This window comes from Tautonia plasticadhaerens (genome assembly GCF_007752535.1).
GTDB classification, from domain to species: Bacteria; Planctomycetota; Planctomycetia; order Isosphaerales; family Isosphaeraceae; genus Tautonia; species Tautonia plasticadhaerens.
The window spans coordinates 5,490,471-5,509,783 of record NZ_CP036426.1 but is presented as its reverse complement, the minus strand read 5'-3'; the positions used below and the strand labels follow the sequence as shown (position 1 = coordinate 5,509,783).

At 72.8% G+C, this 19,313-nt stretch carries 21 protein-coding genes; 7 read left to right on the top strand and 14 right to left on the bottom strand.

The features are described from left to right. Positions 1-26: 26 nt before the first annotated feature. The 3 genes from ElP_RS22080 to ElP_RS22075 all read right to left on the bottom strand — a co-directional run bounded on the left by ElP_RS22080 (position 27) and on the right by ElP_RS22075 (position 2,907). Positions 27-1,184, bottom strand: coding sequence for an ISKra4 family transposase (locus tag ElP_RS22080; protein ID WP_197446285.1), 1,158 nt, complete (start codon positions 1,182-1,184; stop codon positions 27-29). Then, entirely contained in the window at positions 1,181-1,429 is a 249-nt protein-coding gene (locus tag ElP_RS38505) for a hypothetical protein (protein ID WP_197446284.1), read from the bottom strand. Before ElP_RS38505 ends, ElP_RS22080 begins: the two co-directional genes overlap by 4 nt. Before the next feature lie 134 nt (positions 1,430-1,563). Then, positions 1,564-2,907, bottom strand: a complete 1,344-nt coding sequence (locus ElP_RS22075) for an efflux RND transporter periplasmic adaptor subunit (protein WP_197446283.1) — start codon at positions 2,905-2,907, stop codon at positions 1,564-1,566. A 349-nt stretch (positions 2,908-3,256) separates the two neighbouring features. Here ElP_RS22075 and ElP_RS22070 point away from each other — a divergent pair, with 349 nt between their 5' ends. Continuing rightward, positions 3,257-4,918, top strand: a complete 1,662-nt coding sequence (locus tag ElP_RS22070) for a TolC family protein (protein WP_197446282.1) — start codon at positions 3,257-3,259, stop codon at positions 4,916-4,918. Positions 4,919-5,303: 385 nt separating this feature from the next. Here the strand turns inward: ElP_RS22070 and ElP_RS22065 are convergent, their stop codons facing one another. Further along, positions 5,304-6,413, bottom strand: coding sequence for an endonuclease/exonuclease/phosphatase family protein (locus tag ElP_RS22065; protein ID WP_145273093.1), 1,110 nt, complete (start codon positions 6,411-6,413; stop codon positions 5,304-5,306). A gap of 356 nt (positions 6,414-6,769) precedes the next feature. Here ElP_RS22065 and ElP_RS22060 point away from each other — a divergent pair, with 356 nt between their 5' ends. Further along, positions 6,770-7,489: a 3-keto-disaccharide hydrolase gene (locus ElP_RS22060; RefSeq protein ID WP_145273090.1), complete on the top strand. Its 720-nt coding sequence runs from the start codon at positions 6,770-6,772 to the stop codon at positions 7,487-7,489. A gap of 196 nt (positions 7,490-7,685) precedes the next feature. Here the strand turns inward: ElP_RS22060 and ElP_RS22055 are convergent, their stop codons facing one another. Together ElP_RS22055 and ElP_RS22050 are read right to left on the bottom strand one after the other, a co-directional pair. Beyond that, positions 7,686-9,560 (bottom strand): M61 family metallopeptidase, encoded by a 1,875-nt coding sequence (locus ElP_RS22055; RefSeq protein ID WP_145273087.1) that lies wholly within the window; start codon positions 9,558-9,560, stop codon positions 7,686-7,688. A gap of 138 nt (positions 9,561-9,698) precedes the next feature. Continuing rightward, entirely contained in the window at positions 9,699-10,202 is a 504-nt protein-coding gene (locus ElP_RS22050; protein WP_145273084.1) for a ribosome-recycling factor, read from the bottom strand. A 134-nt stretch (positions 10,203-10,336) separates the two neighbouring features. On the opposite strand from ElP_RS22050, the gene ElP_RS22045 reads away from it, so the two are divergent. Then, positions 10,337-10,735 carry a GatB/YqeY domain-containing protein gene (locus tag ElP_RS22045; RefSeq protein ID WP_145273081.1) on the top strand — a complete coding sequence of 133 codons (399 nt, stop codon included), beginning with the start codon at positions 10,337-10,339 and terminating at the stop codon, positions 10,733-10,735. 45 nt (positions 10,736-10,780) lie between these two features. Here the strand turns inward: ElP_RS22045 and ElP_RS22040 are convergent, their stop codons facing one another. The 3 genes from ElP_RS22040 to ElP_RS38500 are packed head-to-tail and all read right to left on the bottom strand — an operon-like array spanning position 10,781 to position 12,852. After that, positions 10,781-12,052: an ArgE/DapE family deacylase gene (locus tag ElP_RS22040; RefSeq protein WP_197446281.1), complete on the bottom strand. Its 1,272-nt coding sequence runs from the start codon at positions 12,050-12,052 to the stop codon at positions 10,781-10,783. A 60-nt stretch (positions 12,053-12,112) separates the two neighbouring features. Further along, entirely contained in the window at positions 12,113-12,436 is a 324-nt protein-coding gene (locus tag ElP_RS22035; protein ID WP_145273078.1) for a thioredoxin family protein, read from the bottom strand. A 53-nt stretch (positions 12,437-12,489) separates the two neighbouring features. Beyond that, positions 12,490-12,852 (bottom strand): STAS domain-containing protein, encoded by a 363-nt coding sequence (locus ElP_RS38500; RefSeq protein WP_197446280.1) that lies wholly within the window; start codon positions 12,850-12,852, stop codon positions 12,490-12,492. Positions 12,853-12,985: 133 nt separating this feature from the next. On the opposite strand from ElP_RS38500, the gene ElP_RS22025 reads away from it, so the two are divergent. Both ElP_RS22025 and ElP_RS22020 read left to right on the top strand, forming a co-directional pair. Further along, a complete protein-coding gene (locus ElP_RS22025) occupies positions 12,986-14,332 on the top strand; it encodes an AGE family epimerase/isomerase (protein WP_145273072.1) in 1,347 nt (448 codons plus the stop codon). After that, positions 14,329-15,135 (top strand): lysophospholipid acyltransferase family protein, encoded by an 807-nt coding sequence (locus ElP_RS22020; protein WP_197446279.1) that lies wholly within the window; start codon positions 14,329-14,331, stop codon positions 15,133-15,135. Before ElP_RS22025 ends, ElP_RS22020 begins: the two co-directional genes overlap by 4 nt. Here ElP_RS22020 and yidD read toward each other — a convergent pair. The 5 genes from yidD to ElP_RS21995 are packed head-to-tail and all read right to left on the bottom strand — an operon-like array spanning position 15,120 to position 17,404. Beyond that, positions 15,120-15,362, bottom strand: coding sequence for a membrane protein insertion efficiency factor YidD (gene yidD / locus ElP_RS22015; RefSeq protein WP_145273066.1), 243 nt, complete (start codon positions 15,360-15,362; stop codon positions 15,120-15,122). The genes ElP_RS22020 and yidD overlap by 16 nt on opposite strands. Beyond that, complete coding sequence (gene rnpA, locus ElP_RS22010) at positions 15,359-15,766, bottom strand: ribonuclease P protein component (RefSeq protein ID WP_145273064.1); 408 nt, start codon at positions 15,764-15,766, stop codon at positions 15,359-15,361. The genes yidD and rnpA overlap by 4 nt, the downstream gene beginning before the upstream one ends. Next, positions 15,767-16,042, bottom strand: a complete 276-nt coding sequence (locus tag ElP_RS22005; RefSeq protein ID WP_145273061.1) for a hypothetical protein — start codon at positions 16,040-16,042, stop codon at positions 15,767-15,769. It abuts the gene before it with no gap. 2 nt (positions 16,043-16,044) lie between these two features. After that, positions 16,045-16,362 (bottom strand): chaperone modulator CbpM, encoded by a 318-nt coding sequence (locus ElP_RS22000; protein WP_145273058.1) that lies wholly within the window; start codon positions 16,360-16,362, stop codon positions 16,045-16,047. A gap of 46 nt (positions 16,363-16,408) precedes the next feature. After that, positions 16,409-17,404, bottom strand: coding sequence for a DnaJ C-terminal domain-containing protein (locus tag ElP_RS21995; RefSeq protein ID WP_145273055.1), 996 nt, complete (start codon positions 17,402-17,404; stop codon positions 16,409-16,411). 251 nt (positions 17,405-17,655) lie between these two features. On the opposite strand from ElP_RS21995, the gene ElP_RS38495 reads away from it, so the two are divergent. Continuing rightward, a complete protein-coding gene (locus ElP_RS38495) occupies positions 17,656-18,111 on the top strand; it encodes a hypothetical protein (RefSeq protein WP_197446278.1) in 456 nt (151 codons plus the stop codon). 86 nt (positions 18,112-18,197) lie between these two features. Next, positions 18,198-19,286, top strand: coding sequence for an Mrp/NBP35 family ATP-binding protein (locus ElP_RS21990; RefSeq protein WP_145278614.1), 1,089 nt, complete (start codon positions 18,198-18,200; stop codon positions 19,284-19,286). Positions 19,287-19,313: the final 27 nt, after the last annotated feature.

The following is a 19,313-nucleotide window of genomic DNA, read 5'->3' as shown; positions in this document are numbered from 1 at the left end:
GGAGGGCGTCTCGTTTGTAGGTGGAATCAGTTCGGTGTGGGGCACCAGAAGGCGTCCCACTGCCGATCTCCGCTCTTGAACAACGCCCGCAAGTGGCTCAGGGCGTCGGCCCCGTCGGCGCCCCACCTCATCCCCGAGCCCTTCATCCGCTGCCCGATGACCGTCTTGCACGCCGCCTCCACCGGCCCCGAGCCGATCGCCCAACCCTTGGCCACGTAGCCCGGGTAGTCCATGCGGTGCGCCTGGTTGGTGAAGTACCGCACCACCTCCGCTCGTGCTTCCTTCGCCGCGTGGCCGCGCACCTCCAGGCCTCGCAACGCCTCGAGTACGGTCGGGCCGCCCTCGTATTTCAGCCGGTGGCACCAGTCGCCCAGCCAGCCCTCCCGCGCTTCGTCGTCGCCCGGGAACAGGGCGCGGGCCAGGCCCCCCAGGTATTCGGCGGCGTGGTAGAAGTCGAGGATCACCGCCTCGACCCTCCCGAAGTTGGCACGCGCCCAGCCCTCCAGCCCGCTGCCCCCGTCGGTCAGCGCGATCCACCGCTCGGCCCGGTCCATCCCCACCTGCGCCGCCTGCCGCCGGAGCGGCTCGCCCAGGGGGGCCACGCCGCACAGCCCCGCCACGTAGCGGGCCCGGAACCGGGGCGGCGGGCCGTCGGGCCGCGCCCGGCGGGCGGACACCTCGGGGACCGGGTTGTAGACCATCGCCACGGTGGCCATCCGCCCCTCGGCCGACGACCCGCCCTCGCCCTGCTGCCCGACCCCGGTCGCGTCCGCCGCCACGTACGCGCAGGTCTTGCCCTCGGCGTCCTTGTGCCAGTGCCAGGCGCGGGCCCCGCCGAAGACCTCCCCGGCGGCCAGCCGCCGGCCGACCTCGGCCCCGGCCGCCTCGGCGGCCCGCTCGACCGTCGACTCGGCCAGGCGCAGCCCGGCCATCTTCGGCAAGGTCACCTCGGCCGCCTCGGCGAACGCCGAGAGCGCCCCGGCCAGGCAGGCGACCTCGTAGGCCGCCGGGGTCAGCGCCGCCTCGGGCACCCGCATCACGGCGTCGCCGGGGGCGAAGCCGCCGTGGCAGTGGGGGCAGTGGTAGTACGCCCGGGTGACCCGTACCGCCCCGAGCAGGCTGACCACCCGGCGGGGACGGTGGCCCATGAACTTGGCCGGCTCGAGGCAGGTCGGGCAGCTCACGCTCGACCCCCGGTACCCCCCTTTTTCCGCCCGTCGAGGGCGGCCTGAATCGCCTTGGCCCCGGTCTTGTGGACGAGGTCGCGGACCTCGTGCTCGGTCTGCCCGAAGAGTCGGTCGTCGCCCCGCGAGGCGAGGAGCTGGGCGATCCGCCAATGGTCCTCCTCGGAGGCGGCGTGGAGGGCCTGGTAGATCCGCTCGGCGTCGGCGGCCTGCTCCGGGGTCAGGCCCGAATCGGGGGTGCGCATGGCGGGATGTCCGTGCGAGGTTGTGGGTGAAATCCGTCGATCCCATCAGCCACCCCTGTTGTACGGGATTTCCCACCTACTTTCGAGACGCCCACCCTCGGGTCGGGTGTCGGGGATCCCCGGGCTGGGGCCGTTCACTCGTCGGCGATCCGGACGCGCTGGCCCTCGGCGAGGCGGTCGATCGTCGGGGCGACCACCCGCTCCGAGCCGTCGAGCCCGGAGACGATCTGGATGCGGTTCCCGTCGTCGAGGCCGGTGGTGACGTCGACGACCCGGATCACCTCGCCATCCCCGATGACGTAGACATGTCCGCGTCCCTTCTCGTCGAACCGGACCGACCCGGCGGGCAGGACCAGCCCCTCGGCGCGCTCCAGGATGACCGTGGCCTCGCCGAACATCCCGGGCAGCAGGGCGAGGTCCGGGTTGGGCAGGTCGACCTCGACGAGCATCGTCCGGGTGCTCGGGTCGAGGCCGCGGGAGATTCGGGAGACCCGGCCCTCGATCGGCCCGCCCCGGGTCGACCGGAAGGCGACCCGGGCCGGGTCGCCGACGTCGGCGACCGGGGAGTCGTCCTCGGGCAGCGGGACCCGGACGCGGACGGTGTCCAGCTTGGCGACCACGAAGAGCGGCTCGGGCAGCCCGCCGGATGCCCCCTGGATGTTCCGGACGAGGTCCCCGGGGTCGACGTTCCGCCGGATGACGGTGCCGTCGAACGGCGACGTCAGGATCGCGTAGGAGAGCATCGCGTCCAGCTCCCCCAGCTCCTTGCGGGCGACCTCCGTCTCGGCCAGGGAAGTCTCCCGGCGGGCCCGGGAGGCGGCCAGCTTGGCGTTGGCCACGTCCACGTTGGCCCGGGCGGTGGCCGAGGCGGCGTCGGCCGACCCCAGGCTCGCCTCGGCGGATTCGAGGCGCTCGGTCGCCTCGTCGAGCAACTGGCCGGTGACGGCCCCCTCGGAGACGAGCCCCTGCACCCGATCGAACTCGGCCCGCTGGGCGTCGAGGGCGGCCCGGGCGGAGGCGATGTCGGCCTGCTCCTGATCGAGCATGGCTGCGGCGGCCTCGACGTCGGCCCCGGCCAGCTCGACCTCGGCGGCGGCCCTCCGCTCGTCGGCCTCCAGCCGGGCGATGGTGGCCTGCTGTCGCTCCCGGCCCCGGTCCAGCTCGGGCACGTCGATGACGCCGAGCACTTGCCCGGCCTCCACCCGGTCGCCGATGTCGGCCTTCAGCTCGGACAGATATCCGGAGACCTTGGCGTGGATCTCCGCCTGGTAGTCGGGGTGCACGGTCGCCGGCTGGGTCGTCGAGACCTCCAGTTCGGCCCGCTCGGGCCGGACGACCGGGACGGTCACGACGTCATCGCCCCCGACCCCCGAGTCGGCCGCGATCGCCGGAGACTCGGGGCCCCCGCAGCCGGCCAAGGCGCCGAAGATCGCCAGGGCGAGCGGGCTCCAGGAAATGGCGTGTCGGGTCCTCGGCATGTGATCGGCACCTCGATGGGAGTCGGCCCGACCGGCCTGGGTGCCCTCCCGATCCCCGGCGGTCGGGCCGGGATGCTCCGGGCCGCTTCCCGGGGAGGCGGGCGAGAACGGTCGTCGATGGTTCGGTCGCACGATCGTATTCCGCCCGGGATCTCCTCCGCAAGCGAGGCGGGGGGAGGATGGGGCGGCCTTGCGGGTCGCGCCGATGGTCCCGAAGCTCCGAGCCGGAGGGGTCGCACGCCCCTGGCGATCGCCCGGCCGGCGGGCCGACCATTGTGGGCGAGGGGAGCGGGTTCGGGGCCTCGGGGACCCGTCCCCCGGGGGGCGGGACCGGCAAGGGAGGGCAGTGATGTTGGATCGGCCAGGGCGACGAGCGCGGAGGCGACGCCTCGATCTGATCGCGGGGGCGATGCTCCTCGCCTTCGGCCCGGTCCCGGTCGATGACCGGGCCTCGGGCCGGGAGGGCGACGGGGCCTGTCCCCTCCCGGCGGCGTCCGCGACCGACGTGCCGCCGCCGATCCTCCCCGACCGGCTCGGCCTGGCGGCCGAGCTTCCCCCTCCCCCTTCGATGGAGTCGGTCCCGGCGAGCGACCCGGGCACCCCGCTGGTGCCCGGCCAGTCGATCCTGCCGATCGACCTGCCGGCCGCCCTCCGACTGGCCGGGGCCCGGGACCTGGACATCGCCATCGCCCGGCAGCGGGTGGCCGAGGCCCTGGGAGAGCTCCAGCTCGCCCGCTCCTTCTGGCTCCCCAGCCTCTTCTTCGGCCCGAACTGGATCCGGCACGACGGCACCGCCCAGGTGGTTGAGGGGCCGGTCCGTCAGATCAGCAAGAGCTCCCTGTTCATGGGGGGGACGCTCGCGCTGGGCAACGGCGTGACCGGCCCGATCCCGGCAGGGGGGCCGGCGCCGCTGGGGTCGCTGACCTCGGTCTTGCGTCTCTCCGACGCGATCTTCTACCCGCTGGCGGCCCGGCAGGAGGTCGAGGCGAATCGGGCGGCCGTCACCTCGGCGACCAACGACGCCCTGCTCGGGCTCTCCGAGGCCTACTTCGACCTCCAGCTCGCCGCCGGACGCCTCGCCATCGCCCGGGAGGCGGCCGGGCACGCCGGGACCCTGGCCGAGGTCACCGGCTCCTTCGCCCGGACCGGGGCCGGCCTGGAGGCCGACCACCGCCGGAGCCTGGCCGAGCGCGACCTCCGGCGCCGGGAGGTGGCCGAGGCGGTCGGCGACCTGGAGATGGCCTCCGCCGAGGTCGTCCGCCGCACCCGGCTCGACCCCCGGGTGATCGTCGCCCCGGTCGAGCCCCCCGAGGCGATCGTCCGGCTCGTCCCCGAGGGGGGGCCGCCCGACGACCTGATCATCACGGCCCTGCTCAACCGCCCCGAGTTGGCCTCCCGGCGCGCGGTGGTCGAGGCCACCCTCGTCCGCCTCAAGCAGGCCCGGCTCCGGCCGTTCATCCCCAGCGTGGCCCTCCGTTACTCCGCCGGCGGCTTCGGCGGCGGCACGAACGCTTTCTTCGGCGACTTCGACGGCCGGCAGGACGCCGACGTCAACCTGTTCTGGGAACTCCAGGGGCTCGGCGTGGCCGACCTCGCCTACGCGAAGATCGCCGGGGCCAGGAGCGAGGCCGCGAAGCTGGAGGTCTTCAAACTCCAGGACCGCGTGGCCTCCGAGGTCGTCCGGGCCGACAAGATGCGGCTGGCCGCCTCCCGGCAAATCGAGCAGTCCGAGCGGGCCGTGCCCGACGCCATCGCCTCGCTCGATCTGAACTTCATCAACATCCGGCGCGGGGCCGGCCTCCCGGGCGCGACCCGGCCGATCGAGGTCCTCCAGCCGATCCAGGCGCTGGCGACCGCCCGGCAGGCGTACCTCGACTCCGTGATCGCCTACAACCGGTCCCAGTTCCGCCTCTACCACGCCCTCGGCCGGCCGGCCTCGCTCCCCCCCTCGACGATCGGCCGCACCCCACCGGCCGGGCCGATCCACGTCGTCGAACCGGCCTCGCGTTGACCGGACGGATGCCCTGCCGGGACGGCGTGCGATCCGGCCTGGTGCGCCCCGGTGCGCCGAGGCCCGGTTCCGTAAGTCTAGAAGTTTCCTGGGATATGCGACGAGATGGCGGCTTCGTTTCGGGAATCCGGGGAGTCGCGGCATCCGGCGGCACTCCTCTCGGCCGAACCCGGTCGGGGAATCCGGCCGCTCGGCCCCGAGGCCCGCTTCGGGTCGTCGGGACCTCGTCCCGGAGGCCGGTCGAGGGCTGCCGGGGTGCGCCTCCGGTGCGCCATTGTGCGCCGGGAACGCTCGCCACAAGTCCCATCCCTGATTCTGGTTGTCAAAGAGCGTCGGGGTTCGTTTCGGGGGCCCGCGATCCTCCCGGCCTCCCGAGTGTTCGGCGTCAGAAGCCGGGCATCGGCAGGGACTTGGAGGGCAAGGGCGGGCTCGGGCCGGCGGCGACGCGGGGGCCGGGCTCGATCGGTCCGGTCGGCGTCGGGACGGCGGCCATCGGGAAGGGGAAGACGGCCGAGGGGGCTTCGAAGGCCAGCCGTCGGGCGAGGGGGGAATCGTCCCCGGGGCCGAATCCCCAGTCGTCGGGGGGGGCGAGGTCGAGGTCGGGGCCGATCAGGCGGATCGAGACGGGGCAGTGGTTGGAGATCCGGTCGAGGTACGCCTCGGGGAAGGCCTCGCAGGCCTCGCGTCGGACGTCCCATGAGCCGGGCTCGTAGGCGCCCCCGAGGAGCATCGAGGGGGACAGGAAGGCGTGGTCGTAGCGCTCCCCGGTGGTGGGGGTGGTGGCCTCGGGGTGGTCGGTCGAGACGGCCGTAAACCAGCCGCCGAGTTCGAGATTGGCGACCGTCTGCGAGGGCCTCGGGTCGTCGAGCGACAGTGCCTTGGTGTTGAAGTCGCCGAGGATCAGGACGTCGGGGTCGGACCCGGTCGAGAGGTAGGAGACGAGCCAGTCCCGGAGCTGCTCCGCCTCCCGGCGCCGGGCGGGGTCGGAGGTCCAGAACAGGTGGACGGTGATCAGCCGGAAGTCGGGCCCGCCCCCCAGGGGCCGGACGAAGGCCGTGATCGGCATCCGGGGGAAGGTCTCGGCCGATCGGACCGGGAGGCGGTCGATCCCCCGGAGTTCGCCGAGGTCGGTGAGGGCGACCCGGCCTCCGTCCCAGATGAGGCCGAGCCGCTGTCGGGATCCGGTGGTGCCGACGAAGCCCTCGAAGGGCGGTCCGAGCGCGTCGAGCAGGTCCCCCCAGTCGGGGGATCCGTCGCCGGAGCGGTCCCCGGAGGGGTTGATCTCCTGGCAGCAGAGGACATCCAGCTCCAGCGACCGGATGTACCGCGCCAGCGCGGCGATCTCGGACGGGTCCCGGGGGTTGAGGGAGTCCCCGAACCATTCGAGGTTCAGCGACCCGACGGCGATCGGCCCCCCGGGCTGGGCCGTCGCCCGGCCGGGGGCAATCGACAGCGCCAACAGGAGCGCGAGCAGGTGGAATCGGGCACGACGCATGGGGTTCGCCTCGCGGGTCGGGGGGTGATCGGCGGGCCGTCCCCCGGGTCGAGGGGCGGTCGGCCCTTGCGAAGGCGGCTCCTCCGGTCCATCAACCGCCGGGCACCGGCCCGGCCATCTCGTTCCTCCATCCAATATGATCGCGAAACGGCCCGGTCGCAGTCACTTTTTCATCGGACGATCCGACGAGGGGGACGGCCCGGGGGGATCGGTCGGTTGCGGACGGGCCGGGGACCGGGGACACTCGGGCGACCATCGGCCATGGCCCGGGGACGATCCCCGGCCGTCGCCCCATCGTCCCCGCCCCCGGCGACCTCCCGAGCGGCGGTCGCCGATCCCCCTTGAGGACCACCGCGATGACCCGCATCACGATCGGACTGGTCGGCCTGCTGGCCGCCCTCGCCCCCCCGGCGACCGCCGGGGCCCAGGAGCCTTCCCAGGCGATCATCGACGGCACCGGGCCCGGCTGGCGGGCCCTGGGCGCCGAGGATTTCGAGAACGTCAACACCGACCCCGACACCTGGACCTTCGACGGGGACGTGATCCGCTGCACCGGGCAGCCGGTGGGCGTGACCCGGACCAAGGAGCCGGTGACGAACTTCGAGTTGGTCGTCCGCTGGCGGCACCTGGAGTCGGGCGGCAACTCGGGCGTCTTCGTCTGGGCCCCCGCGGAGGCGCTGGAGGGGATCGAGCGGGGCAAGCTGCCGAGGGGCGGGATCGAGGTGCAGGTGCTCGACAACGGCTTCGCGACGAAGTACGAGGAGCGCACCGGCAAGAAGGGGGACTTCTTCACCACTCACGGCGACGTCTTCCCCGTCGGCACCTCGACGATGACCCCCTTCGAGCCGACCTCGCCGGACGGCTCCCGGAGCTTCCCCACCGAGGAGCGCGTGAAGGACGCCGGCGAGTGGAATCACTACTACATCCGCGCCATCAACGGCGAGGTCCGGCTCTGGGTCAACGGCAAGGAGGTCTCCGGAGGCAAGGACTGCAACCCCGCCACGGGCTACCTCTGCCTGGAGTCCGAAGGCGCGCCGATCGAATTCCAGGGGCTCCGGATCCGGGAACTCCCATGATCAAAAAATGAGAACATCAAGCTCCGTCCCCCTCTCCCCGTCCTCGGGGAGAGGGCCGGGGTGAGGGGTCTTCGAGCGATCGCGGCGCGTTGCGACCGGTCCGATCCCCCCTCACCCGGCCTCCGGCCACCCTCTCCCCCGCAGACGGGGGCGAGGGTCGGAGTCGCCCGAACGCGATCGGATCGAGGGGACCGACCTACTCGGCCTCGCCGAGCCACCGGGATCGGCGGGCGACCTGCGGTTCGGTGGCATCGGGGTCGAGTTCGAGGCGATAGCGGTCGGGGGGCTCGGCGGCGAGGGTAGCGTCGAGCCGCAACAGGCGCTCCCGGCGGGCGATGAGCAGGGTGATCGTCTCGCCAGGGGGATAGAGGCCGATCCTTCGCTTCCAGGAGTCGGGGGGGATCCGGAGGTCGCCGACGGCGAGGATCTCGTCGCCGACGTTCAGCCCGGCCTCGAAGCCGGGCGTGCCCCGCTTGACCTGCGAGACGACCAGCCGACCCCCCTCGGCCTTGGCGTCGATCCCCAGCCAGCCCTTCGCCGGGGCGTCCTCGGCGTTGGTGTCGGTGTCGGACGTCGACTCCGACTTGGCGTCGGGGGGGGCGAAGCGGAGGCCGAACCAGTCGAGGGTGGGCTCGTAGTCGAGTTCCTCGGTCGACCGCAGGGCCCGGTCGAAGAAGGGGTCGAGGTCGATGCCGGCGACCTCGGAGGCGAGGGCCCGGAACTGCTCGGGGGAGAACCCCGAGGCGCCCGAGTGGCGCCCGAAGGCGAGCCGCATCACGTCGTCGAGGCTCCTGGCATCGTCGGTGGCCCGTCGGATCTCGGCGTCGAGCAGGAAGGCGACGACGGCCCCCTTGGTGTAGTAGCTGACGCCGGTGTTGGGGGTGTTCTCGTCCCTCCGGTAGAACTTGATCCAGGCGTCGAACGAGGCGTCTTCGAGCGGCTGGACGAGGCGGCCGGGGGTGTCCTGGAGGCGCTCGATGTCGTTGGTCGGTTTGTCGTCGCCGGAGCCGGGCCGGGGAGGGTCCCCGGCGAGGAACTCCTCGACGGTGCAGAGCCCGGCGCGACGGACCAGGAGGCGATCATAATAGGACGTGATCCCCTCGGCGACCCAGAGGCTTTTCGTGTGGACCTCGCCCTCGTAGTCGAACGGCCCCAGCTCGACCGGGCGGAGCCGCTTGACGTTCCAGGTGTGGAAGAACTCGTGGGAGACGAGGAACAGCCAGGAGAGGTACGAGTCCCGGCTCCGGGTGGCCCACCTGCTGGCCATCAGGACGGTGGAATTGCGGTGTTCCAGGCCGCCGCCGGACTCGGTGAGGAGGTTGAAGATGATATATTTCTCGTAGGGCAATTCTCCCCAGAATTCGAGCTGCCGGCGGACGATCGCCTCCACGTCCTTCGCCGACCTCGGGCCGTCCCAGACGCCGGCCTCCCCCTCGTTGACGAGGACATGGGGTTTGCCGTCGACCTCGAACTCGTAGACGCTCGGGCTGCCCGCGTAGATCGGGGAGTCGACCAGCGCATCGAAGTGCTCGGCGACGTAGCGATGCGGGGCGCCTGCGGGGGCCTCGGGCAGGCCGGTGAAGGACCGCTCCCAGCCTTCGGGCAGTTCGAGCGTGACCTCGTGGGGCCGATCGGGGGAGTCGGCCGGGGTGAGGAAGGTGGGGGCGCCGTTGAGCAGGGCGAAGGAGGAGTCGACCCAGTTGGTCTGCACGCCCATCTCCCGGCAATAGACCCGGTAGGAGACGACGACCCGATCTCCCCCGTCGGTCGTCACCCGCCAGCGGTTCTTGCGGGACTTCTCGACCGGGAGGGGCCCGCCGTCGGGCCCCCGGGCCGAGACGGCCTCGACGTGCCGGGCGTACTCCCGGACCAGGTAGGAGCCGGGGGTCCAGGTGGCCATGAGCAGCTCGACCGAGGGGAGGCCGCCGGTCGGCAGGTCGGCCTCGACCTCGACGTAATGCGAGGCGGCCTCGGGGAACCGGAGCGTGTATCGGATCGGCTCGGGGTCGTCGGCGGGGGTGGGGTTGGTCATCGTCAGGGCGGCGAGCACGGAGAGCAGGGGGGTAGGCACGGGGTCGAGATCCTCGGGGCGATCGTCGAATCGGTTCCGGGGCCGTCCCGGTTGGGGAGCGGAGCCCGGGGGACCATGATCGCCGACGGATGCCGGGCGGGCAATCCGGCCGGGCCTCAGGGCCGGGCCCGGGCCCGATCAGCCGCCGATCTCGGCGACCTTGGCGGCGACGAGGCGGTCGATCTCGGCGACGGCGAGGTCGGTCGCTTCCTGGACGGCCCGCTCGGAGCCCCTCCCGCGGGCGGCGATCTGCTTGCGGGCGTCCTGGCGGATCATCCGGACGGCGACCCTGGCCTCCTCGCCGAGGGCCTTGACCCGTCTGGCCATCGCCTGCCGCTGCTCCCCGCTGATCGGCGGCACGGAGACGGCGATCGAGGTCGGGTCCATCGCGTACGCGGAGAGGTTGGCGTCGGTCAGGGCCCGGACGACGGCGGGCACGTCGCCCGGGTCGAAGGGCCGGACGACCAGGCGGTCTCCCCGGGCGGTCACGGCGGCGAGGCGCCTGATCGGCACCGCGTTCCCCCCCGACCGGGCCCTGACGCTGGAGACGAGCCCGGGGTCGACCGTGCCGGACCGGATCGTCGCCAGCTGCTCGGCGAGGAGCCGCACCGTCCGGGTCATCCGGGGCTTCCAGTCGTTCATCGGCGTCGAGGGGGCCAAGGGAGGGCGGTACACTGGGGGATCGAATCAGGGTCGGGTCCGGGTCCCCGGCGAACCCATCGGGGTCGGGTCGGTGTCCGGTGGGGTGATCGGAACCGATCGAGGAGCGAATTGCAATGGCCATCGTCCAACGCATGAGAGCCCAGCTGAAGGACTCGATGAAGGCCCGGGACGCCGTCCGCACGAATTTCCTCCGCTACTGGATCGCCCAGCTCACTACCGGCTCCGGCGAGGAGGTGCCCGACGACCAGGCGATCAAGAAGATGCGGGGCATCCTCAAGGAGGCCAGGGGGGGCCAGACCTCCTTCAGCCCCGAGGAGGTGGCCCTGATCGAGGAATGGGTGCCGGCCACCCTCTCCCGGGAGCAGATCGCCCGGGAGCTTGCCCCCGCCGCCGAACCGATCAAGGCCGCCCCCAAGGAGGGCCAGGCGATGGGGGTCGCCATGAAACAACTGGCCGGCAAGCCCGTCGAGGCCGAGGACGTGAAGGCGGTGATCGCCGAGATCCGGGGCTGACCCGGGCGAGGCCGGGCTCGACGGGAGAGCCCGGCCCCGAGCCGATCATCGCACGCCGCAGAACCGGAGGATGACCAGGGTCAGCGTCCGGGTCGCCTTCAGCAGGGCGTCGACCTCGACGTGCTCGTCCGGCGCGTGGGCGAGGCGGATGTCCCCGGGCCCGTACTGGAGGGTCGGGATGCCGCCGAGGTTGACGAGGTGGCGGAGGTCGCTGCCGTAGGGGGCGCCGTGCAGGTCGGGAGGGGAGCCGAGCAGGTCCCGATGGGCCGACCGGACCAGGCCGACGATCGGCTCGGCCGGGTCGGTCCGGCCGGCGGCGAACTGGCCGCCGAACCAGTCGATGACGACCGGGTGGTCCCGGAGCCAGGGGTCGGCCTCGCAGGCGTCGGCGATCGCGGACTCGAACATCCGACGGGCCTGCTCGGGCGATTGCCCCAAGGCGACGCCGAGGCGGCCCTCGGCGACGAGCCGGTCGGGGACGCTGCTGGGCCAGTCTCCGGCCCGGAAGACGCCGAGGCTCAGGGGGTAGGGGGGGTCGAACCGGGCCATGAGCGGGTCGGGGTCGGCGTTGATCCGGGCTTCGAGGTCGGAAAGGGCCCGCCAGATTGGCCAGAAGGCGTCGATGGCGCTGACGCCCGATTTCCTCATGCTGGCGTGGGCCGACCGGCCGGGGACCGTGAGCCGGAAGGTGAGCGCCCCGGCGTTGGCGGGGACGATGGCCAGGCTCGTGGGCTCGGGGATGATCGCCGCGTCCCCGCGGTGGCCTCGCCGCAGGGTGGCGAACGTGCCCAGGCCGCCGTCCTCCTCGCCGACGACGCTCTGGACCTGCACCGAGCCTCGAAGCGTGATCCCCGCCTCCCGGACCGTCCGCAGGGCGAACAGGGCGCAGGCGAGGCCGCCCTTCATGTCGCAGGTCCCTCGCCCGAAGACCTTGCCGCCCTCGACCCGGCCGGAGAACGGGTCGCCCACGGTCCACTGGCCGGGGTCCCCGGGGGGGACCACGTCGACGTGTCCGTTCAGGATCAGGGTCGGCCCGTCCTCGCCCGGCAGGGAGCCGACCAGCCCCCAGGCCTCGGAGCGGGGGGCCTCCAGGCCGGGGAACTCGGGGTCGGCCTTCAGCGCGTCGAGGTCGATCGGCCAGAGGTCCACCCCCAATCCGAGCCCGGCCAGCTCGTCGGCGACCAGACGCTGGGCGCGGACCTCATCGACCGAGCCGGTGATGCTCGGGATCCTCACGAAGTCGGCGAGGAAGCGGACGAGCCGGGGGAGGTCGATCCCGGCCAGGGCGTCGGCTTCCCGGGTGGAGATGGCGTCCAAGGGGAGGGCCTCGATCGATGGGGGCGGACGACTGATGACGGTCGCCGAGCAGGGGCGCGATCACCCGGATTGCGAAAAGGCGTCGAGGGCCTCGCGGACCTCGTCGGGCCGGGGCCGGACGAGGGTGCGGAGGACTTCGCCGTCCCGGAGCAGGACGAGCGTCGGCCAGAGCTTGACGCGGAAGGAACGGCCGAGGGGGCGGCCGGGGCCGTCGGCGACGGCGAGGTGCCGGATTTCAGGGCGGTGCTCCAGCAGGGCGTCGAGCGCCGGGGCCAGGGCCTGGCAGTGGCCACACCAGCCGGCCCCGAACTCGAGGAGGACGGGGCCGGGCATCCGGTCCACCTCGGCTCGGGTCGGCTCGGCCGAGGAATACTCGAAGGCCATCGGGAGGGTCTCCGGAGCGGATCGGTCGGGTGGAGAGGGCCGCTCGGCTAGGTTCAGTCGTCGAGGCCCGGGTCGGACCTCCGGAGGAAGGCCAGCGCCTCGGGGGTGGAGCGGAACAGGTCGACGTGGGCGTCGAGCTGCATCTCCTCGAAGAGTCGCAACGTCGACCGGCCGACCCGGGAGAAGACGACCTCCCCCTCCCTCCGGCGGACCTGCCGGGCGAGGGTCATCAGCGCACCCAGGGCGGTCGGCCCCGGGGTGCCGACGCCGGAGAGCTCCAGGACGAACCGGCGATGGCCCAGGTCGAGCAGGGCGTCGAGGTCCCGGGCGGCGTCGAAGGTGCTCGCGTCGCTGATGACCCCGGCCACGTTGCCGATGATCACCACGTCGCCGTCCCTCCGGTAGTCGATCGGCATCGGCCTCCTCCGTCCTCCCCGGCGGCCGGGGCATTGAATCGAGGGGCCTTGGGGAGCAAAATCAGCGCCCGAAGCGCCTCGGAACGGCCATGACTCCCCGGGGGAGGGCCACACGTCGCCAGGGGGAACCCCAATGCTCAGGACGTTCTTCGGGTCGGCTCCGGCCCGTGCCCTCATCCTCGCCGCGCTGGTCGCGTCGGCCTCCCGGCCCTCGTCCGCCCAGGAGCCCCCCTCGCTCGACGAGTCCCGGCTCGCCGACCGGATCGACGACCTGCTGAAGGCCGAGATGGCCCTCTGGTATCCCCGGGCCATCGTACCCGGTGGCGGGTTCCACCAGTCCTTCGCCCGGGACTGGTCGCCGACCCCCGACTCGAACCGCTTCCTCGTCTACCAGGCCCGGATGGCCTGGACGGCCGCCGCGATGGCCGAGCACGACGAGGGCCATCGGGACGCCTACCTCGACCACGCCCGGCACGGCATCGCCTACCTCGACGAGGTGATGCGGGACGACGAGCACGGCGGGTTCCACTGGATCCTCGGCCCCGACGGCGAGGTCGCCCCTCGCCTCGGCGACGAGAAACACGCCTATGCGACCAGCTTCGTCATCTACGCCGGGGCGAAGGTCCACGAGGTTTCGGGTGACGCTCGCGCCCTCGAGGTCGCCCGGGACGCCTTCGACTGGCTCGACGCCCACGCCCACGACGACGAGCACGGCGGCTACCACGAGGCGACCCGGAGGGACGGCACGCCGATCCTCGATCGAGACCCCGAGGCCCCCCGTCCTCGGCAGTTCAACCGGATGTCGCAATATTACGGCACGAAGTCGATGAACGCCCACATCCACCTGCTGGAGGCGGTCGCCGAGCTGGCGAGGGTGGACGACCGGCCGATCGTCCGGGAACGCCTGGGAGAGTTGCACCGGGTCGTCCGGGACCGGATCGCCGTCGAGCCGGGTGCCCTGAACCTCTACTTCACCCGGGACTGGCGGCCCATGCCCGCCCACGACTCGTTCGGCCACGACGTGGAGACGGCGTACCTGCTCGTCGAGGCCGCCGGGGTGCTCGGGATCCCCGACGACCCGGAGACCTGGAGGGTCGCCCGGTCGCTGGTCGACCACGCGCTCGACTTCGGTTGGGACGCCGAGCACGGCGGCTTCTTCGACAAGGGGGACGTCTTCGGACCCGTCCTCGACCCGAAGAAAGTCTGGTGGACCCAGGCCGAGGGGCTGAACGCGCTGATGCTCATGCACCGCCGCTTCGGCGACGAGACCGGCCGCTATCGGGACGCCTTCGCCCTGCAATGGCGATTCATCGAGGACCACCTGCTCGACGACGAGTTCGGCGGCTGGTTCTCCGAGGCCGAGGCCGACGGGGGACGGGTCGGCGACGGCCAAAAGGCCTCGCAGTGGAAGGCGAACTACCACACGGCGAGGGCGATGATCAACGTGGTGCGGATGCTCCGGGACGAGGGGCACCCGTGACCGCCCCCCGCCCCTCGTCGCGGCTGATCAGGGCCCACAAGCGGGGTTGGCCGAGGCATGCCGTCCGGGAGTTGATCCGCCGGAAGCTCCGGCAACACTTCCACGGCATCCACGCCCAGGGGATCGACCGGCTCCGGGCCGCCCTCGACGACGACCCGGCCGGCGTCCTGTTCCTGGCGAATCATTCGAGCTGGTGGGATTTCTTCATGGCCCACTGGCTCAACGAGGCGGTGCCGGTCGACGGGTACGGGATGACCGAGCACTCGAACCTGGTCAAGTTCGGGTTCTTCCGGAGGATCGGCGCCTACTCGGTCGACCGGGGGGATTCGGGATCGGTCCGGGCCTCGCTCGACTACACGCTCGAATTGCTCGGGCGGCCGAGGGCCGGGGTCTGGCTGTTCCCCCAGGGGGTGATCGCCTGCAACGACGCCCGGCCGCTGGCCTTCCAGGGGGGCTTGCGGCTCCTGCTCCGGAGGGCCGGGGGGCTGAGGATCGTCCCGGTGGCCTTGCGGTACGAGTACTGGCAGGACGAGCGTCCGGAGGCCTTCGCCCGGTTCGGGGAGGCGACCTGGGCGGATCGGGCCGGGACGGCGACCGTGCTCGACACCTGGCGAGGACGGCTCACCTCGGAGCTGGACTCGTTGACGGCCGACGTGCTGACCCAGGACGCCGGTCGGTTCGAGCCGATCCTCTCCGGGCGGGGGTCGATCAACGACCGATACGCCCGGCTCCGGGAGCGGCTGGGGGGGCCCCCGGCCGACTACTCCACGAGTCGAGGCGACCGGGATCAGGGCGGGTCGTAGCCGCCGAGATGCCAGGGGTGGCAGCGGAGCAGCCGGCCGGTCCCCTTCCAGAATCCCCGGAAGAACCCGTACTTGCGCAAGGCGCCGACCATGTACCGGCTGCAACTGGGCTCGAACCGGCAGACGTCGCCGATCAGCGGGGCGATCAGGATCTGGTAGCCCCGGATGAGCAGGCAGAGCCCCTCGACCGCGACCAGGCCGGGCCATCGCCAGGGGCGGACGGTCATGGCGCGGCCTCGGCCGATCGGTCGCGATCTCGGGGCCGCGAGCGGTCTCGGGCCAGCCGACCGGCGACGGCCCGGGCCAGGTGGGGCAGGGAACGGTCGGCTTGGGCGAAGGTCAGCCCGGCCCCCCGGGGGACCACGACGAGGTCGACGCCGGGGGGCAGCCCGGCCTTGTTCCGGCGGAAGGCCTCGCGGATCAGCCGCTTGACCCGGTTGCGGGCGGTGGCCTTGCGGACCTTCTTGCGGCCGACGGAGATGCCGAGCCTCGGGTGTTCCAGGCCGTTCTCGGCGCCGTAGACGATCATCACCTCGTCCGAGGCCGACCGACGGCGGTCGAAGGCCCGGCGGAAGTCCTCGGGGCGGGAGATGCGTTCGAAGGGGCGGAAGGTAGCCGGGATCGGGTCCATTCAGGGTTCCTCGGTGCGGTCGGGGCGGCCGTCGGGATCCTCGGGCCATCGGATCCGCCGGGGGGGGCCGAGCCCGTCCCGGATCAGCCGCCCCCGACGGGCGAGGTGCCAGAGGACCAGCGCCGCCAGCCCCGAGACCGCGACGAGCACGGCGGCCAGCAGCTGGGCCGAGGCCCGGCCGAGTCGATCCCGGGCGGCCGGGACGTCGGCGATCGCCGGCCGGTCGGGGCCGTTCGCCGCTCGGTCGGGGGGATCGGCCCGGCCGGGGTCTCGCATGGTCAATCCTCGGGGGGGGCGGCTGCGGCGCCCGGGATCGCCTCGTCGAGTTCCCGGGCGAGGTCCCGGAGCCTCCGGCAGAGGGCGTCCATCTGGGCCTGGAGCTGGAGGATCGCCTCGATCCCCGCGAGGTTGACGCCGGCGTCCCGGTGCAGGCTCACCACGGTCCAGAGCCGTCGGACCTCGGCGGGGGGGTAGCCCTCCTCGTCCCCGTCCCGGACGGCCCGGATCAGCCCCCGGCGCTCGTAGGAGGTGAGGATCCGGGAGGAGACGGCCAGTTGCCGGGCGACGAGGTCTCGGGGCAGGAGGTTCGGGTTCATCGCTCGAATCCCGCTTGAGGAGGGAGGCCCGGGGGCCTCGGGACGCTCACCAGAGCCCCCGGCGCGGGTCGGAGGGGTTGCGGTCGGCGAACTGCTCGATGAGGCGACGGCTCTCCTCGTCGACCGACTTCGGCACCACGACCTTGAGGACCGCGAAGAGGTCCCCGGCCGGGGCCTCCCCCCGGGCGGGCACGCCCTGGCCCTTGAGGCGGAGCTTCTGGCCGGTCGAGCTGCCGGCGGGGATCGTCAGGGTCTTCATCCCGGCGAGGGTGGGGCAGTCGACCCGGGCCCCCAGGATGGCCTCGCCGACGGAGATCGGCAGGTCGACGAGCAGATCCCGCCCCTCCCTGCGGAAGTAGGGGTGCGGGTCGACCTGGACGGTGATGACCAGCGAGCCGGCCGGGCCGCCGCCGAAGCCGGGGTTCCCCTTCCCCTTGAGCCGGATCTTCGAGCCGTCGGCGACGCCGGGGGGGATCTTGACGTTGAGGGTCTCGGCCGAGCCGTCGGGCCGGGAGACGACGATCGGCTGCTCGCCCCCGGTGACGGCGGTGAGGAAGGGGATGCGGAGGGAAGACTCGACGTCTCCCCCTCCGGCCCGGTGGCCGCCGGCGCGGCCCCCCCGACGGCCCCCCCGGACCCGGCCGAGGATCTCCTCGAAGAGGCCGCCGCCGACGTCGAACCCCTCGGCCGAGCCGGCGCCGGGGTGGACGCCGGCCCCACCGCCGAAGAACTGGGAGAAGTCGACGTCCTCGAAGCCCGATCCCTGTCGGGCCGACCACTCCGCGCCGCCGGCCCGGGGCCCCGCGGCGGCCCCCTGGAAGGCGGCGTGGCCGTAGAGGTCGTAGAGCTTCCGCTTCTCGGGTTCCGAGAGGACGTCGTACGCCTCCTGGACCTCCTTGAAGCGTTGCTCGGCGGCCGTCTTGTCGTCGGGGTTGAGGTCGGGGTGGTGCTTGCGGGCGAGGGAGCGGTAGGAGCGCTTCAGCTCCTCGGCGGAGGCTCCCCGGTCCACGCCCAGCACCTCGTAGAAGTCGCGTTGGGGCATCGGGGTGCCGGCCCCGGGGGGCCGGGTCGAGGAGGGTGTGGGGGGGACGCCCGCGGCTCGGGCGTCGGATGCCCCCATGATAGGTCGTCCCCGCCGCCGAGTTCAAGCGAGGCCGGGGCGACACCGGGGTTTGCCGACGGGCCCGAGGGGGGACGACCTCGCCGAGCGGGCGGCCGATGCGCTAGAATGGGAGATCGGCAGGCCCGACGGTCGGGTCCGAGTCGCGGATCACCCCGGGGGCCGGTCGCCGGATGGATCGCCAGCTCGTCGTCATCCACGAACGTCGCGGCTCCTGGGCCGCGCAACTCCGGGGCCGCCTGCACCACCGCCCCGTGCGATGGCGGGAGACGAGGGGGACGGAGGGCCTGCTGGACGCCCTCGGCGGCTCGCCCTGCCCGATCCTGGTGCTGGACGTCGGCCCCCGGGCGGCCGAGGGGCTGGACCGGCTGGTCCGGGCGTCGGCGAGGGCCCCCTCGGCCCTGATCCTGGCCCTGGACCCGGAGGACCGACCCGAGGTCCGGCACCTCGCCCGCCCCGCGGGCGCCTCGATGCTCTGGTCCGGCTTCGCGCCCCCTCCCGACGTGGCCGCCCTGGTCGACCGCTGGATCGACGTGGCCCGCCTCCGGGCCTCCCGGGCCGGCCGGGCCGCCCTCCCCGGATACGAGCCCGACCCGAGCGACGACCCCCTGGCCCTGCTCGGCCCCTGAGACGACCGCCCGCCGACCCGACCGAGTTCTCCGATCGCTCACCCCCCGACCGAACCGCCGCGTACTTGCCCGAGAGGATTCGCCCGATGTCCGCCTCCCACCTGTCCGAGCAGGACGTGCTGGCCGCCTTGAAGGGGGTCCAGGACCCGGACCTCAAGCGTGACCTCGTCGACCTGGGCATGATCAAGGACGTCCGGATCGGCGAGGGCACGCTGGATCTGACGGTCAACCTCACCACCCCGGCCTGCCCCCTGAAGGGGAAGATCGAGGCCGACGTCCGGGAGGCCCTGGGCCGGGTCCTCGGCCACGACCGGGAGGTCCGCGTCCACATGGCCTCCGACGTCCGGGGCAAGGGGGTGATCGAGAAGGGGGACATCCCCGGCGTGAGGAACGTGATCGCCGTGGGGTCGGGCAAGGGGGGCGTGGGCAAGTCGACCCTGGCGGCGGCGATCGCCTTCGGCTTGCAGGCCTACGGCTCGAAGGTCGGCCTGATGGACGCCGACGTCTACGGGCCGTCGATCCCGCACCTGGTCGGCGCCTCGGGCCGGCCGATGGCGAAGGGGGAGCGGATCCAGCCGATCGAGGCGAACGGCCTGAAGCTGATGTCGATCGGCTTCCTCGTGAAGCCCGAGCAGGCGGTCATCATGCGGGGGCCGATGCTCCACGGCATCGTCAACCAGTTCCTCCACCAGGTCGACTGGGGGGAGCTGGACTACCTCGTCATCGACCTGCCCCCCGGCACGGGGGACGTGCCGCTGACCCTCTCCCAGAGCCTGCCGCTGACGGGGGGCGTGGTCGTCTGCACCCCGGAGCAGGTCGCGCTGCTCGACGCGACGAGGGCCGTGGCGATGTTCCAGCAGCTGAAGGTGCCGATGCTGGGGATCGTCGAGAACAAGAGCTTCCTCGACCCCCCCGGCGGCGGCGAGCGGCTCTATCCCTACGGCCACGGCGGCGCCCGCCGCAAGGCCGAGGAGCTGGGCGTCCCCTTCTTGGGCGAAGTCCCCTTCGGCTTCCCCATCCGGGAGAAGGGGGACGTGGGCAAGCTCCACGAGGTGATGGTCGAGGAGTCGCCGTCGAGGACTTACCTGCTCGGCGTCGTCGAGGCGCTGGCCCAGCAGATCAGCATCCGGAACATGAAGGCGCCGAAGATGCCGAAGCTGGAAATCCTGGGCTGATCGAGCCGGGCTCGAAGGACGGTGAAC

Bases quoted from the DNA above. Each gene is read 5' to 3' on its own strand.
- ElP_RS22060 (WP_145273090.1), top strand. From the start codon at position 6,770: ATGACCCGCATCACGATCGGACTGGTCGGCCTGCTGGCCGCCCTCGCC.
- ElP_RS22025 (WP_145273072.1), top strand. From the start codon at position 12,986: ATGCTCAGGACGTTCTTCGGGTCGGCTCCGGCCCGTGCCCTCATCCTC.
- ElP_RS22035 (WP_145273078.1), bottom strand. From the start codon at position 12,436: ATGGCCTTCGAGTATTCCTCGGCCGAGCCGACCCGAGCCGAGGTGGAC.
- ElP_RS22075 (WP_197446283.1), bottom strand. From the start codon at position 2,907: ATGCCGAGGACCCGACACGCCATTTCCTGGAGCCCGCTCGCCCTGGCG.
- ElP_RS22050 (WP_145273084.1), bottom strand. From the start codon at position 10,202: ATGAACGACTGGAAGCCCCGGATGACCCGGACGGTGCGGCTCCTCGCC.
- ElP_RS21995 (WP_145273055.1), bottom strand. From the start codon at position 17,404: ATGCCCCAACGCGACTTCTACGAGGTGCTGGGCGTGGACCGGGGAGCC.
- ElP_RS22070 (WP_197446282.1), top strand. From the start codon at position 3,257: ATGTTGGATCGGCCAGGGCGACGAGCGCGGAGGCGACGCCTCGATCTG.
- yidD (WP_145273066.1), bottom strand. From the start codon at position 15,362: ATGACCGTCCGCCCCTGGCGATGGCCCGGCCTGGTCGCGGTCGAGGGG.
- ElP_RS38500 (WP_197446280.1), bottom strand. From the start codon at position 12,852: ATGCCGATCGACTACCGGAGGGACGGCGACGTGGTGATCATCGGCAAC.
- ElP_RS22045 (WP_145273081.1), top strand. From the start codon at position 10,337: ATGGCCATCGTCCAACGCATGAGAGCCCAGCTGAAGGACTCGATGAAG.
- ElP_RS38495 (WP_197446278.1), top strand. From the start codon at position 17,656: ATGGATCGCCAGCTCGTCGTCATCCACGAACGTCGCGGCTCCTGGGCC.
- ElP_RS22005 (WP_145273061.1), bottom strand. From the start codon at position 16,042: ATGCGAGACCCCGGCCGGGCCGATCCCCCCGACCGAGCGGCGAACGGC.
- ElP_RS38505 (WP_197446284.1), bottom strand. From the start codon at position 1,429: ATGCGCACCCCCGATTCGGGCCTGACCCCGGAGCAGGCCGCCGACGCC.
- ElP_RS22000 (WP_145273058.1), bottom strand. From the start codon at position 16,362: ATGAACCCGAACCTCCTGCCCCGAGACCTCGTCGCCCGGCAACTGGCC.
- ElP_RS21990 (WP_145278614.1), top strand. From the start codon at position 18,198: ATGTCCGCCTCCCACCTGTCCGAGCAGGACGTGCTGGCCGCCTTGAAG.
- ElP_RS22065 (WP_145273093.1), bottom strand. From the start codon at position 6,413: ATGCGTCGTGCCCGATTCCACCTGCTCGCGCTCCTGTTGGCGCTGTCG.
- rnpA (WP_145273064.1), bottom strand. From the start codon at position 15,766: ATGGACCCGATCCCGGCTACCTTCCGCCCCTTCGAACGCATCTCCCGC.